General features: G+C 63.5%; 14 protein-coding genes and 1 pseudogene. 10 read left to right on the forward strand and 5 right to left on the reverse strand.

Annotation, left to right across the window (positions count from 1 at the left end):
• The 4 genes and pseudogenes from ABYW26_RS02965 to lpxB all read left to right on the forward strand — a co-directional run.
• A pseudogene (locus tag ABYW26_RS02965) lies at positions 1-187 on the forward strand (3-hydroxyacyl-[acyl-carrier-protein] dehydratase FabZ); the annotation flags it as partial.
• 5 nt (positions 188-192) lie between these two features.
• Complete coding sequence (gene lpxA / locus ABYW26_RS02970; protein ID WP_372603285.1) at positions 193-990, forward strand: acyl-ACP--UDP-N-acetylglucosamine O-acyltransferase; 798 nt, start codon at positions 193-195, stop codon at positions 988-990.
• A complete protein-coding gene (locus ABYW26_RS02975) occupies positions 990-1,817 on the forward strand; it encodes an LpxI family protein (RefSeq protein WP_372603286.1) in 828 nt (275 codons plus the stop codon). The genes lpxA and ABYW26_RS02975 overlap by 1 nt, the downstream gene beginning before the upstream one ends.
• Positions 1,814-2,977 carry a lipid-A-disaccharide synthase gene (gene lpxB / locus ABYW26_RS02980; RefSeq protein ID WP_372603287.1) on the forward strand — a complete coding sequence of 388 codons (1,164 nt, stop codon included), beginning with the start codon at positions 1,814-1,816 and terminating at the stop codon, positions 2,975-2,977. Before ABYW26_RS02975 ends, lpxB begins: the two co-directional genes overlap by 4 nt.
• A 38-nt stretch (positions 2,978-3,015) precedes the next feature.
• Here lpxB and mnmA read toward each other — a convergent pair whose 3' ends face one another.
• Positions 3,016-4,164, reverse strand: coding sequence for a tRNA 2-thiouridine(34) synthase MnmA (gene mnmA / locus ABYW26_RS02985; RefSeq protein ID WP_372603288.1), 1,149 nt, complete (start codon positions 4,162-4,164; stop codon positions 3,016-3,018).
• A 125-nt stretch (positions 4,165-4,289) separates the two neighbouring features.
• Here mnmA and ABYW26_RS02990 point away from each other — a divergent pair, with 125 nt between their 5' ends.
• From ABYW26_RS02990 to ABYW26_RS03010, 5 genes are all read left to right on the forward strand, one after another.
• Complete coding sequence (locus ABYW26_RS02990; protein ID WP_372603289.1) at positions 4,290-4,568, forward strand: DUF1153 domain-containing protein; 279 nt, start codon at positions 4,290-4,292, stop codon at positions 4,566-4,568.
• Positions 4,569-4,661: 93 nt separating this feature from the next.
• Positions 4,662-5,375, forward strand: a complete 714-nt coding sequence (ctrA, locus tag ABYW26_RS02995; RefSeq protein ID WP_372603290.1) for a response regulator transcription factor CtrA — start codon at positions 4,662-4,664, stop codon at positions 5,373-5,375.
• A gap of 78 nt (positions 5,376-5,453) precedes the next feature.
• Positions 5,454-7,580, forward strand: a complete 2,127-nt coding sequence (gene ligA / locus ABYW26_RS03000; RefSeq protein ID WP_372603291.1) for an NAD-dependent DNA ligase LigA — start codon at positions 5,454-5,456, stop codon at positions 7,578-7,580.
• Positions 7,577-9,667, forward strand: coding sequence for an ATP-dependent DNA helicase RecG (gene recG, locus ABYW26_RS03005; RefSeq protein ID WP_372603292.1), 2,091 nt, complete (start codon positions 7,577-7,579; stop codon positions 9,665-9,667). Before ligA ends, recG begins: the two co-directional genes overlap by 4 nt.
• Before the next feature lie 105 nt (positions 9,668-9,772).
• The gene (locus ABYW26_RS03010; RefSeq protein WP_372603293.1) at positions 9,773-9,895 is read left to right on the forward strand and encodes a hypothetical protein; all 123 of its coding nucleotides are present in this window, start codon (positions 9,773-9,775) and stop codon (positions 9,893-9,895) included.
• A gap of 173 nt (positions 9,896-10,068) precedes the next feature.
• Here the strand turns inward: ABYW26_RS03010 and ABYW26_RS03015 are convergent, their stop codons facing one another.
• A complete protein-coding gene (locus tag ABYW26_RS03015; protein ID WP_372603294.1) occupies positions 10,069-10,509 on the reverse strand; it encodes an iron-sulfur cluster assembly scaffold protein in 441 nt (146 codons plus the stop codon).
• A gap of 65 nt (positions 10,510-10,574) precedes the next feature.
• On the opposite strand from ABYW26_RS03015, the gene hisI reads away from it, so the two are divergent.
• On the forward strand, positions 10,575-10,934 hold the full coding sequence (hisI, locus tag ABYW26_RS03020; protein ID WP_372603295.1) for a phosphoribosyl-AMP cyclohydrolase: 360 nt from the start codon (positions 10,575-10,577) through the stop codon (positions 10,932-10,934).
• Positions 10,935-10,959: 25 nt separating this feature from the next.
• On the opposite strand, the gene gluQRS is transcribed toward hisI, so the two are convergent.
• The 3 genes from gluQRS to ABYW26_RS03035 form a co-directional block, all read right to left on the reverse strand.
• On the reverse strand, positions 10,960-11,817 hold the full coding sequence (gene gluQRS / locus ABYW26_RS03025; protein WP_372603298.1) for a tRNA glutamyl-Q(34) synthetase GluQRS: 858 nt from the start codon (positions 11,815-11,817) through the stop codon (positions 10,960-10,962).
• The gene (trmFO, locus tag ABYW26_RS03030; protein WP_372603296.1) at positions 11,814-13,151 is read right to left on the reverse strand and encodes a methylenetetrahydrofolate--tRNA-(uracil(54)-C(5))-methyltransferase (FADH(2)-oxidizing) TrmFO; all 1,338 of its coding nucleotides are present in this window, start codon (positions 13,149-13,151) and stop codon (positions 11,814-11,816) included. Before trmFO ends, gluQRS begins: the two co-directional genes overlap by 4 nt.
• A gap of 55 nt (positions 13,152-13,206) precedes the next feature.
• On the reverse strand, positions 13,207-13,647 hold a 441-nt coding region (locus ABYW26_RS03035; RefSeq protein ID WP_372603297.1), incomplete at its 5' end, for a hypothetical protein.

The raw sequence follows: 13,647 nt of genomic DNA on the forward strand, positions 1-13,647 counted from the left end.
CATGTCGATCGACGGCTGCAAATTCCGCCGCAAAGTTGTGCCCGGCGACGTGATGGAAATGAGCATCACCACCCTGCGCGGCAAGCCCGGTGCCAAGGTCTGGAAATTCGAGGGCATCGCCCGCGTTGACGGTGAACTGGCATGCCAGTGCGAATTCGCCGCGATGATCGACCTTCCGGCCGAGTAACCCGCATGTCCATTGACCCCTCCGCCCGCATCCATCCGTCCTCGGTGATCGAAGCCGGTGCCCGGATCGGCCCCAATGTCGAGATCGGCCCGTTCTGCCTTGTCGGCCCCGAGGTCGAACTGGATCGCGATGTCGTGCTGAAAAGCCATGTCGTCGTCACCGGCGCAACCTTCGTGGGCGAGGGCACGGTGGTCTTTCCCTTCGCCAGCATTGGCGAGATCCCGCAGGATCTGAAATTCGCTGGCGAGAAAACCAGCCTTGTCATCGGCAAGCGCAACCGCATCCGCGAACATGTCACGATGAACACCGGCACCGAAGGTGGCGGTGGCGTGACCCGCGTCGGCGACGATGGCCTGTTCATGGCCGGCTGCCATGTGGCCCATGACGTGACCATCGGCGACCGGGTGATCGTGGTGAACCAATCGGCTGTCGCCGGGCACTGTGTGATCGAGGACGACGTGATCATCGGCGGCCTGTCCGGCATTCACCAATGGGTGCGGATCGGTCGCGGCGCGATCATCGGCGCGGTCAGCATGGTCACCAATGACGTGATCCCCTACGGCCTTGTGCAGGGGCCGCGCGGGGTTCTCGATGGGTTGAATCTGGTCGGGCTGAAACGCAAAGGCGTGGCGCGCGCCGATATCACCGCGCTGCGGGCGGCGTTTCAGGCGCTGTCGCAGGGCGAGGGCACCTTTCAGGAACGCGCCCGCCGTCTAAGCGAGGAAACCGAAAGCGACTATGTGCGTGAAGTGGTGAATTTCGTGCTGGGCGACAGCGACCGCTCGTTTCTGACGCCAAGCTGATGCGTGATGTAACGGCGATCATCGCCGGGCGCGGCGCCTTGCCGGCTCTGGTTGCGGACAGCCTTGGCCGTCAGGGCGCGCCGTTCCATATTTTTGAGCTCGACGGCTTTGCCATGGACAACCCCGCCGGTCTGCCGGTCGAACGGTTCATCCTTGAACGGCTCGCGCTGCTGTTCAACCGGATGCACGATCTTGGGGTGACGCAAGTGGTCTTCGCCGGGGCCGTGGCCCGCGCGGCCCTCGACCCCGAACGCATCGACGCCCAGACCGCAGCGCTGCTGCCGCAGATCTTGCCGGCGCTGCAACAGGGCGATGACGCGACGCTGCGGGCGATCCTGCAGCTTTTCACCGAAGATGGTTTTCAGATTGCTGGCGCGCATGAGATCGCGCCGGATCTGCTGCCCGAACCCGGCATCCTGACCGCAAGCCAACCCGGCCCGGTGGATGAAACCGACGCCGCCCGCGCCGCCGAGATCGTGCGCGGCCTTGGCCAGTTGGACCTAGGGCAGGGCGCGGTGGTGGCCGATGGGCTGTGCCTTGCGGTCGAAACCCTGCCGGGCACCGATGCGATGCTGGATTGGGTGGCGGATGTCGCCGGGAAAAAGCGCCCCATAGGCCGGGGTGGCGTGTTTCTGAAGGCCCCGAAACCCGGTCAGGAACGCCGGATCGACCTGCCTGCGATTGGTCCCGATACGCTGGCCCGCGCTGCCCGCGCCGGGCTGAACGGCGTGGTGATCGAAGCCAGCGGCGTGATGATCCTGAATCGCGCCGAAACCGTGGCCGAAGCTGACCGGCGGGGCCTGTTCCTGTGGGTGCGTCCGGCATGACCCGGTTTTTCCTGATTGCGGGGGAACCCTCGGGCGACGCGCTTGGCGCGGCGCTGATGGCGGGGCTGAAACAGCTTGATCCGGATGTGCAATTCTCGGGCGTCGGCGGGCCGCTGATGCAGGCCGAGGGGCTGACCAGCCTGTTCCCGATGGATGAACTCAGCGTCATGGGTCTGGCCGAGGTGCTGCCGAAATACCGGGCGCTGATGCGGCGGATCAACCAATGCGCCACGCAGGTGCTGTCCGACAAGCCGGACGCGCTGATCACCATCGACAGCCCCGATTTCAGCCTGCGCGTGGCCAAACGCGTCAAGGCCGCCAGCAGCATCCGCACCGTGCATTACGTCGCGCCCACGGTCTGGGCCTGGCGCGCCGGCCGCGCCCGCAAGATGGCGCGGGTCATCGATCAGGTGCTGGCGCTGTTCCCGTTCGAGCCGCCCTATATGCAGGCCGAAGGCATGCGCTGCGATTTCGTCGGCCACCCGGTCGTGTCTCAACCCGTGGCCAGCCCGGATGAGGCCGCCGCCTTCCGCGCGCAACATGGCATCGCGCCCGAGACCAAGCTGATCCTCGCGCTTCCCGGCTCGCGGCTGGGCGAGGTCGGGCGTCTGGCGCCGGTCTTTGGCGAATCCCTGCGCCCGGTTCTGGCGCGCCACCCCTCGGCACGGGTGGTTCTGCCCGCCGCTGGCCCGGTCGCGGGCGCGGTTGCCGATCTGGTCGCCTCGTGGCCCGGCAACCCGATCCTGCTGGACCCGCGCGACAATCCGAATGCCCTGACCGAAAAACGCGCCGCCTTTGTCGCCGCCGATCTGGCGCTGGCCGCCTCGGGCACGGTGTCGCTGGAGCTGGCCGCGGCCCAAACCCCGATGGTCATCGCCTATGACATGAGTTGGCTCAGCCGCCAGATCATCGGTCGGATGATGAAGATCGACACCGTGACGCTGGTCAATATCGTCACCAACCAGCGCGTCGTGCCGGAATATCTGGGCGAGGCCTGCAAGCCCGACCGCATTGCCGCCGCGCTGCTGGATCTGCTCGATAACCCCGACGCCCGCGCGGCCCAGCTTGCGGCCGAGGCCGAAACCATGCGCTTGTTGGGGCAGGGCGATCAGCCGCCCGGCCTGCGCGCCGCCCGCGCCGTCCTTGATGGCCTGACCTGAGGCTCAGGTCTTTTTCTTGGCCTAAATACTCAAATTGCTCAGACGCCGCGCCAGATCCAGCCGCCGCCCAGAACGCGGCTGCCTGTGGTCTGGTAGAACACACAAGCCTGTCCGGGGCTGACGCCCTCTTCAGCGGTCAGCAATTCGACCTCGGCCTCGGTTTCCGAGATCGGCCGCAGGATCGCGGCGCGCGGTGGCCGGGTTGACCGCACTTTGACCGCGATTTCCCATTCCGGTCGCGACATCATCGGCTCGTCGCCCAGCCAGTTCACCTCGCGCAACGGCACGATCCGGGTGGCCAGCATTTCTTTCGGGCCGACGATCACCTGTTTGGCGTCGACATCCAGCCGCACCACATACAGCGGCTCGGTCAGGCCGCCGATGCCCAGCCCCCGGCGCTGGCCGATGGTGTAATGGATCACGCCCTCGTGCTGGCCCAGAACCCGGCCATCGGCATGGACGATCTCGCCCGGATCGGCGGCCCCGGGGCGCAGTTTCTCGATCACGCTGGCATAATCGCCATTGGGCACGAAGCAAATATCCTGACTGTCGGGCTTGTCCGCCACCGCCAACCCGTATTTCGCCGCCAGTTCGCGCGTTGCCGCTTTTGACGGCAGATGCCCTAGCGGAAAGCGCAGGAATTCCAGCTGTTCCGGCGTGGTCGAGAACAGGAAATAGCTTTGATCGCGGTTGGCATCGGTGGCGCAATGCAGTTCAGGGCCACCCGCACCGATCTTGCGCTGGATGTAATGGCCGGTCGCCATGCAATCGGCCTCAAGATCGCGGGCGGTTTCCAGCAGGTCCTTGAACTTGACCCGCTCGTTGCAACGGATGCAGGGCACCGGCGTCGCGCCCGCCAGATAGCTGTCAGCGAATTCGTCGATCACTGCGTCTTTGAAGATGTTCTCGTAATCCAGCACGTAATGCGGAAAACCCATTTCCTCGGCGACGCGGCGGGCATCGTGAATGTCTATCCCGGCGCAGCAGGCACCTTTTTTCGCCAGAGCCGCGCCGTGGTCATAAAGCTGCAGCGTCACGCCGACGACGTCATAGCCCTCTTCAGCCAGTTGCGCCGCCACGACCGAGCTATCGACACCACCCGACATCGCCACCACGACACGGGTCTCGGCGGGCGGCTTGGCAAAACCAAGCGAGTTCATCGGGTGTTCGTTGCCGTCAAAAGACATGACCAAAACCTTATGGGAAGACCCGCGCAATATAGGAAAATGCGAAATAGTCTCAAGGGTCGCTTTCACAGCTTGTTAAGCCCGTTCGCGCCAAAGTGCCACCAGACACTGAGCGAGGGGTGACAATGTATATCAAACGCATCCAGGGGCCGCGCACCGTGACCCTGCCGGATGGCTCGACCATGACGCGAGCCGATCTGCCGCCGGTTGATACCAAACGCTGGGTCGCCCGGCGCAAGGCTGCTGTGGTCAAGGCCGTGGCGGCGGGGCTGATCGACCGGGACGAGGCGCTGGCGCGCTATGCGCTGTCAGACGAGGAATTCGAAAGCTGGTGCCAGGCGGTGGCCAGGCACGGCATCAAGGCATTGAAAGCAACGAAACTTCAGGACTATAGACAACCCTGAATTGAGTTCATAATCTCCAATACATTGGTAACGCGCAATTAACCATTGTTTGTCATTGTTAAGACCGACCCATTTAGTCTGCGGAGAATTGATATGCGAATCCTTTTGGTCGAAGACGACCCGACCACCTCGAAAAGCATCGAACTGATGCTGACCCATGCCAACCTGAACGTCTATTCGACCGATCTTGGCGAAGAGGGCATCGATCTGGCCAAACTCTATGATTACGACCTGATTCTTCTGGACCTGCATTTGCCTGACATGAATGGCCACGAGGTGTTGCGCCAATTGCGGCTGGCCCGGGTCGATACACCGATTCTGATCCTGTCAGGGGCGGACGACACCGAAAACAAGATCAAGGGATTCGGCTTTGGCGCCGATGACTATCTGACCAAACCGTTTCACCGCGATGAATTGGTGGCGCGCATTCACGCGATCATCCGCCGCTCGAAAGGCCATGCGCAAAGCATCATCCGCACCGGGCGGATCACCGTCAATCTGGATGCCAAGACCGTCGATGTCGATAACAAGACGGTGCATCTGACCGGCAAGGAATACCAGATGCTGGAACTGCTGAGCCTGCGCAAAGGCACGACCCTGACCAAGGAAATGTTCCTGAACCACCTTTATGGCGGCATGGACGAGCCCGAGTTGAAAATCATCGACGTGTTCATCTGCAAACTGCGCAAGAAACTCAGCCAGGCCACCGGCGGCGAAAACTATATCGAAACCGTCTGGGGCCGGGGCTATGTGCTGCGCGATCCCGAACCGATCAGCCAACTGGCTCCGCTGGCAATGCGGGCGTAATGCCGGGAATCGCAGTCTGAACTGGACCTCTCGGGGGTGTCCTCCTATCAATTCGGGGGACATTCCTTGGGGGACTCTATGGCGACCACGCCGCATATCGACGATTTGACCGAAGAACAGGCCCGGGCCGAACTGACCGAGCTGGCGGCAAAGCTGGCCGCAGCCGACGCCGCCTATCACCAGCGCGACGCGCCCGAGATATCCGACGCCGATTATGACGCGCTGAAACGCCGGAATGCGGCGATCGAGGCGCGTTTCCCGCATCTCAAACGCACCGACAGCCCGTCGCAAACCGTCGGCGCCGCCCCGGCCGAAGGGTTTTCCAAGGTCACCCATGCGGTGCGGATGCTGTCGCTGGGAAATGCGTTTTCCGACGAGGATGTCACCGAATTCGACGCCCGGATTCGCAAATATCTGGGCTTGGGCGACAGCGCGCCGCTGGCCTATACCGCCGAACCCAAGATCGACGGCCTGTCATTATCGCTGCGCTATGAAAAGGGCGCCTTGGTTCAGGCTGCAACGCGCGGCGATGGCGAGGTTGGCGAAAACGTCACCGCCAATGCCCGCACCATCGCCGACATTCCGCAGCACCTGACCGATGCCCCCGATATTCTTGAGGTCCGGGGTGAGGTCTATATGGCCCATGACGATTTCAGTGCCCTCAATGACCGGCAGATCGCCGCCGGGCAAAAACCCTTTGCCAACCCGCGCAATGCCGCTGCCGGATCGCTGCGCCAGCTTGATTTCACCATCACCGCCGCCCGACCTTTGCGCTTTTTCGCCTATGCCTGGGGTGAACTTAGCGCACCGCTTGCAGAAACGCAGGCCAAGGCCATCGCCCGCCTGACCGCGTTGGGGTTTCAGACCAACCCGCTGACAGAAATCTGCGACGGGCCGGCCGACCTGCTGGACCATTACCGCGCGATCGAGGAACAACGCGCGACCTTGGGCTATGACATTGATGGCGTCGTCTACAAGGTGAACGATCTGGCGTTGCAGGCGCGGCTAGGCTTTCGCTCAACCACGCCGCGTTGGGCGATTGCGCATAAATTCCCGGCCGAACTGGCGTGGACCCGGTTGGAAAAGATCGAAATTCAGGTCGGCCGCACCGGGGCGCTCAGCCCGGTTGCGCGTCTGCACCCGGTCACGGTGGGCGGCGTCGTGGTCAGCAACGCCACGCTGCATAACGAGGATTACATCGCCGGGCGCGATTCCAAAGGCGTGGAAATTCGCGGCGGCAAGGATATCCGCGTCGGCGATTGGGTTCAGGTTTACCGCGCCGGGGATGTGATCCCGAAAGTGGCTGATGTCGACCTGTCAAAACGCCCCGCCGACGCCGTGCCTTATGTGTTTCCCGACACCTGCCCGGAATGCGGCTCGGACGCGGTGCGCGAAGAGGGCGACGCGGTGCGCCGTTGCACCGGCGGCGTGATCTGCCCGGCGCAGGCCGTTGAAAAGCTGAAACATTTTGTCAGCCGTGGCGCCTTTGATATCGAAGGTCTGGGCGCCAAGCAGGTCGAAATGTTCTATAATGACCCGCAGCTTCAGGTGCGCGAACCGGCGGATATTTTCACCCTGAAGGCCCGCGATGCCGCCAATCTGCCCAAGCTGAGCAATCGCGATGGCTGGGGCGAAAAATCGGTAACCAAGCTGTTCGCGGCGATTGATGAACGCCGTTCCATTCCGCTGAACCGGCTGATCTTCGCGCTGGGGATCCGGCATGTCGGCGAAAATGCCTCGCAACTGTTGGCGCAGAATTACGGCAGTTGGGCCGCGTTCGAGGCCGCGATGACAGCGGCGCAGATCGGCGAAGGCCCGGAATGGGAACAGCTGATGGCGATCGACGGCATTGGCGCGGTGATGGCCGGGGCCTTGGTCACGGCGTTCCATCAACAGGCCGAGCGGGCGTCGATCGACCGGCTGGTGGCGCAGTTAACCATTCAGGACGTTGCGCCGCGCGCCGATCTCGACAGTCCGGTCGCGGGCAAGACCGTCGTGTTCACCGGTTCGCTGGAAAAAATGACCCGCGCCGAGGCCAAGGCCCGCGCCGAGGCTTTGGGCGCCAAGGTCGCGGGGTCGGTTTCAGCCAAGACTGACCTGCTGGTCGCCGGGCCGGGGGCCGGGTCAAAGGCGAAAAAGGCCGCTGAACTGGGGGTTGAAACCATCGACGAGGACGCTTGGCTGGCGCTGATCGGCGACGCATGAGCACCCGGCCCGATATCCTGTTCCCGCTGTTCGCCGGGCTTGAGGGGCTGGACGGCGTCGGGCCGAAAACCGCGCAGAGTTTCGCCCAGATGGGGATCGAAAAACCGCGCGATCTGATTTTCACGCTGCCGCATTCGGGGATCAACCGGGCGGTGCGCGGATCGGTCACCGAGGTGACGCCGGGCGATACGGTCACAGTCGAGGTTGAGATCATCGCCCATCACCCGCCGCGCAGCCGGGGGCGCCCGTATCGAATTCAGGTGCAGGACGCGCAAACCACGTTCCAATTGGTGTTTTTCCACGGCAAATCCGACTATCTGGACCGCATCCTGCCGGTGGGCGAGCGGCGCGTGGTCTCGGGCAAGATCGAATTGTTTGATGGCGTCGCACAGATGGCGCATCCCGATCACATCCTGCCGGTCGATCAGGCCGACAGCATTCCGGCTTATGAGCCGGTCTATCCGCTGACCTCGGGGGTTACGCTGCGGGTGATGGCCAAGGCGGTGGCCTCGGCCCTGGACCGGGTGCCCGAGTTGGCCGAGTGGATCGACCCGGCGCTGAAAGCGCGCGAGGATTGGCCGGATTGGGCGGCGGCGCTGCGGGCGGCGCATGCGCCGCGTGACAGCCGCGATCTGGCCCCGACCGCCCCGGCGCGGCAACGGTTGGCCTATGATGAATTGTTCGCGCATCAGTTGACGCTGGCGCTGGTCCGGGCGCAGCAGCGGCGCAAGCCGGGCATTCCGACGGCGGGCAATGGCCAGTTGCAGACGCGGGTGCTGGCCGCATTGCCGTATCAGCCGACCGGTGCCCAGACCCGTGCGATTGCCGATATTGCCGCCGACATGGCCGCGCCGTTGCGGATGAGCCGCCTGTTGCAGGGCGATGTCGGGGCCGGCAAGACGCTGGTGGCGCTGATGGCGTTGCTGATCGCGGTCGAGGCGGGCGGGCAGGGCGTGATGATGGCCCCGACCGAAATTCTGGCGCGTCAGCATCTGGACAGCCTGCGCCCGCTGGCCGAAAGCGCTGGAGTGGTGTTGGAGCTGTTGACCGGCCGCGACAAGGGCCGCGAGCGGGCGGCCAAGCTGGCGGCGCTGGCGCGGGGCGATATTCACATTCTGGTCGGCACCCATGCGGTGTTCCAGAAAGACGTGCATTTTCATGACCTTCGCCTTGCGATCATCGACGAACAGCACCGGTTCGGCGTGGCGCAGCGGTTGGAATTGTCGGCCAAGGGGCAGGGCGCGCATGTGCTGGTGATGACCGCCACGCCGATCCCTCGGTCACTATCGCTGGCGCAATATGGCGACATGGATATTTCGGTGCTGGATGAAAAACCGCCCGGACGCCAGCCGGTGAAAACCGCGCTTGTGTCCAGTGGGCGCATGGACGAGGTGGTCGATCACCTGCGCCGCGCCATTGCCGAGGGTCGTCAGGCCTATTGGGTCTGCCCGCTGGTCGAGGAAAGCGAAAAGGTCGATATGACTGCCGCGGAAGAGCGGTTCAAACGCCTGCGCGCCGCCTTGGGCGAGGGCCGCGTCGGGCTGGTGCATGGGCAGATGCCGCCGTCGGAAAAAGACGCCGCGATGGCGCGGTTTGTCGCCGGGGACACGGCCGTTCTGGTGGCAACTACGGTGATCGAGGTTGGGGTCGATGTGCCGAATGCCTCGATCATGGTGATCGAGCAGGCCGAGAATTTCGGGCTGGCGCAATTGCACCAGTTGCGCGGTCGGGTCGGGCGCGGGTCGGCGGCCTCGACCTGTTTGCTGATGTATCAACCGCCGCTGACCGAGACCGGGCGCAAGCGGCTTGAAATCCTGCGCGAGACCGAGGACGGCTTTCGCATCGCCGAAGAAGACCTTGCCATGCGCGGCGCCGGTGACGTGATCGGCACCGCGCAATCGGGCCTGCCGCGATTCCGCATCGCCGATCTGGAACGGCAGGCGGCGTTGATGGCCGTGGCCCAGACCGATGCCCGCAAATTGTTAAGCGATGATTCCGACCTGACCAGCCCGCGCGGACAGGCGGCGCGGGTGTTGCTGTGGCTGTTGGAACAGGACCGCGCGTTCCAATATATTTCAGTGGGTTAGCGGATTTGTTCTCAAATGTTCCTTAATGTTCCCTAAAAGTTCTTTACTTTGGTTAATCAATATGAGAACAAAGGGGCAACACGCAACGCAACAAGGATCACCGCCATGCTGACCGATCTGAAGAAAGTGCTGACCCGTTCCGCCGATACCTTTGTGCAGGATGTGATCGGGGCCGGATCGTTGGTGGTGATGCTGGTTGTCAGCCTGCATCTGCCGAATTTGATGTGAGTTTCTGCCTGCCCAAGATCCGATCCCGGCCTGCATCACTGTCCCCAACGCCGATGCGTCGCTTTTGAAACTGCCTGTTCGTTAAGCCTCAGAGCCTGCCTTTGCTCTGCCCGAACCGGGACTGGATCATCCCTGACCGCCGCCTTCATCCCCATGAAGTGCGGCGGTTTTTTTTAGGCTTTTGTCGCGTCGTCGATCGCGGCCAGCGTCGCCTCAAGCGACAACAGGATCGAGCCGTGCCGGTTGGCATAGGCGCGGGCCGGGATCAGCACCTCAAGCCCGTCGAACGGCGTATCCGGCACCGGGCCGTCGTCGCGCAGCATCGCCTTAAGCTGATCGCGGGCGGTCTGAATCTGATCACGGGTGCGGCCGATGATATTGGCCCCCACGACCGAGGCCGCCGCCTGACCCAAGGCGCAGGCTTTGACGTTCTGGGCGAAATCGGTGATCCGCCCGTCGGCCAGTTTGACATCGACCGAAATCGTCGATCCGCACAGCGGCGCCCGCTTGTTGGCATGGCCGTCCGGCGCCTCAAGCGTGCCCAGATGCGGGATATCCGCCGCCAGCGCCAGAATGCGTTGCGAATACAGCTTGATCAGATCAGAGTCGCTCATGGCTTTCCCTTTTGGCGTCGGGTCATTACATAACCGGGGATGCTGCTTTTGCAAAGGAGGCGGGGATGGCCTTTGACCCGACCACACTGAAATATGATGCCAACGGTCTGATCCCGGCAATCGCCCAATCCGAGACCGGCGAAGTTCTGATGATGGCCTGGATGAATGCCGAGGCGGTGCAGCGCACGCTGGACAGTGGCCGCGTGACCTATTGGTCGCGGTCACGGCAAGCGTTCTGGGTCAAGGGCGAGACCAGCGGCCATGTGCAGCGCCTTTTGGAATTCCGCATCGATTGCGACCGCGATTGCCTGTTGATGGTGGTCGAACAAGAGGGGCCGGCCTGTCACACCAATCGCCGCAGCTGTTTCTATACGGCGGTGCGCGACGGGTCCGAGGTTGAGTTGATGGCGCCGATGGCGCCCTGACTTTGGGCCTCCGGCGGGGATATTTTTACGAAGAAGAAGGCGGAAGCCCGACCAAGCGGCGGATATCGGCGGGGGTGGCGCCCTCGGCGCGGTATTTGGCGATGGCGCGGGCGTCGTCGCGTTTTGCCAGCCGCTTGCCCGCGTCGTCGCGGATCAGGGCGTGGTGGTGATAGGTCGGGGTCGGCAGGCCGAGCAGTTTTTGCAGCAGGACATGGATGTGGGTGGCCTCAAACAGGTCCTGACCGCGGATGACATGGGTGATGTTTTGCGCCATGTCGTCGACCACCACCGCCAGATGATAGGCCGCCGCCATCTGTCGCCGCACCAGCACCACGTCGCCGATGGTGGCGGTGATTTCGTCGGCGTTTAGCGTGTGGGTGCCGGCGTGGGAGGGCCCGGTTTCGGTGAAGCTGGCGGGCAGGGCGCGGGCGCAGGCGCGGGCCATGTTCAGGCGGGTGACGGTTTGATCGGTCACAGGCAGGTTCAGGTCGCGACAGGTGCCGGGATAAATGCGGCCATCGGGGCCGAAATCGGGGGTGCCTTCCTGCGGGGCGCTGGCGGCCTCTTCAATGTCGCGGCGGGTGCAGGCGCAGGCATAGGTTAGGCCAATATCCGTTAGTTTATCAACGGCTTGAGCGTAGTCTTTAATGTGATCAGATTGACGGCGAACCGGTTCATTCCAGCGGATGCCCAGCCAGAGCAGGTCGTCATAGATCTGATCCTCCCATTCCGGACGGGCGCGGGATTGGTCGATATCGTCGATGCGCAGCAGGAAAGAGCCGCCCGCCGCGCGGGCCATGTCATGCGCCAGAAGTGCCGAATAGGCGTGGCCCAGATGCAGCGGCCCGGTTGGCGATGGCGCGAACCGGGTGCGGAACATCATGCCGCCAGCCATGCCAGCCAATCAGCCTTGGCGCGGTCGGTATAGGCCTTGTAGCGGTCCTTGCGGCCGCGACGTCCGGCTTTCAGGCCCGTCACCGGCGGGAACAGCCCGAAATTGACGTTCATCGGCTGGAAGGTCTTGGCGTCGGCGCCGCCGGTGATATGGGTCATCAGCGCCCCGGTTGCAGTGGTGTCGGGCACGGGCGGCAGGGTTTTCCCGGTGATTTCAGCCACAGCCAGACGCGCGGCCAACAGGCCCATCGCGGCGCTTTCGACATAGCCTTCGACGCCGGTGATCTGACCGGCAAAGCGGATACTCGGGCGTGATTTCAACCGCATCTGGTCATCCAGCAACGTCGGCGAGTTGATGAAGGTGTTGCGGTGAATGCCGCCCAGACGGGCAAAGCTGGCGTTTTCCAGCCCCGGAATGGTTTTGAACACTTCGGTCTGGGCGCCGTATTTCATCTTGGTCTGAAAACCGACGATGTTGAACAGCGTGCCCAGCTTGTTGTCGCGGCGCAATTGCACGATGGCATGGGCCTTGACGTCGGGCTGGTGCGGGTTGGTCAGGCCGACGGGTTTCATCGGGCCATGGCGCAGGGTCTCGCGGCCGCGCTCGGCCATGACCTCGATCGGCAGGCAGCCGTCGAAATAGCCGGCGGTCTCGCCCTCGTGGAATTCGGCCTTGTCGGCGGCCAGCAGCGCGTCGATGAAGGCCTCGTATTGGTCGCGGTCCATCGGGCAATTCAGATAGGCGGTGCGTTCTTCATGCGTGTCGCCCTTGTCATAGCGCGACTGGAACCATGCTTTGGAAAGGTCGATGCTGTCGAAATAGACGATCGGCGCGATGGCATCGAAAAATGCCAGCGCATCGGCACCGGTTTCGGCCTGAATCGCCTGACCCAGTGCGGTCGAGGTCAGCGGCCCGGTGGCGATGATCCAATGGCCTTGATCGGGCAGGCCGGTGATTTCGCCCGCTTCGACCCGGACCAGCGGATGCGCGCGCAGCCGCTCGGTCACGGCCTCGCTAAAGGCATCGCGGTCGACGGCCAGCGCCCCGCCTGCGGGCAGTTGGTGCAGATCGGCCATTTCCATCAGCAGGCCGCCCGCCTGACGCATTTCCCAATGCAGCAGGCCGACGGCGTTCTGTTCGTCATCGTCCGAGCGGAACGAGTTCGAACACACCATTTCGGCCAGATTGCCGGTCTGGTGGGCAAAGGTGCCGACCTGCGGGCGCATTTCATGAATAACGACCGGGATACCGGCCTGAGCGGCTTGCCATGCGGCTTCGGAGCCGGCCATGCCGCCGCCGATGATATGAAGTTCATTGGTCATGGCCGCCCTTTATCGCAAAGCGCGGCGGGCGGAAAGAACCCCGCGCGTGGAAGGGCTATTTTTTCCCGCGGATCAGCCGGGCCAGATATTTCACCCGGTAGCGCAGGAAATCCGGTGTCGGCACAGGTTGGGCTTTGATCGGGTGATACAGCGTGTTCGGGCGGCGGCCGGGTTGCGCCTGGGCCGGGCGATAGCGGAACGTGCCGGGATAGAGATCGCGGCGGTCGGGGCTGGAGGTATAAAAGCGGTTGGTATTGCCGGGGGCGACATAAGGGCCGTCGCCGCCGACATCCTCGATCACAAGGCCGCGGGCGCGGGCGACATAGGGCCACGACCATTCGTAATGGCCATCGCCGCTGGCACGATAGAACTTGTCCATCTCGGTCAACAGCCGCCGCGACACCCGGAACAGCGGAAAGAACCCGCGCTCGACATCATCCTGCGCATCGGGCCAGCCGTCAGGGATCGAGGTCATGTTGTCATGTTGCCAGGCGTA

The sequence above is a fragment of the Actibacterium sp. genome, from assembly GCF_041584535.1.
Lineage (GTDB): Bacteria > Pseudomonadota > Alphaproteobacteria > Rhodobacterales > Rhodobacteraceae > Actibacterium_D.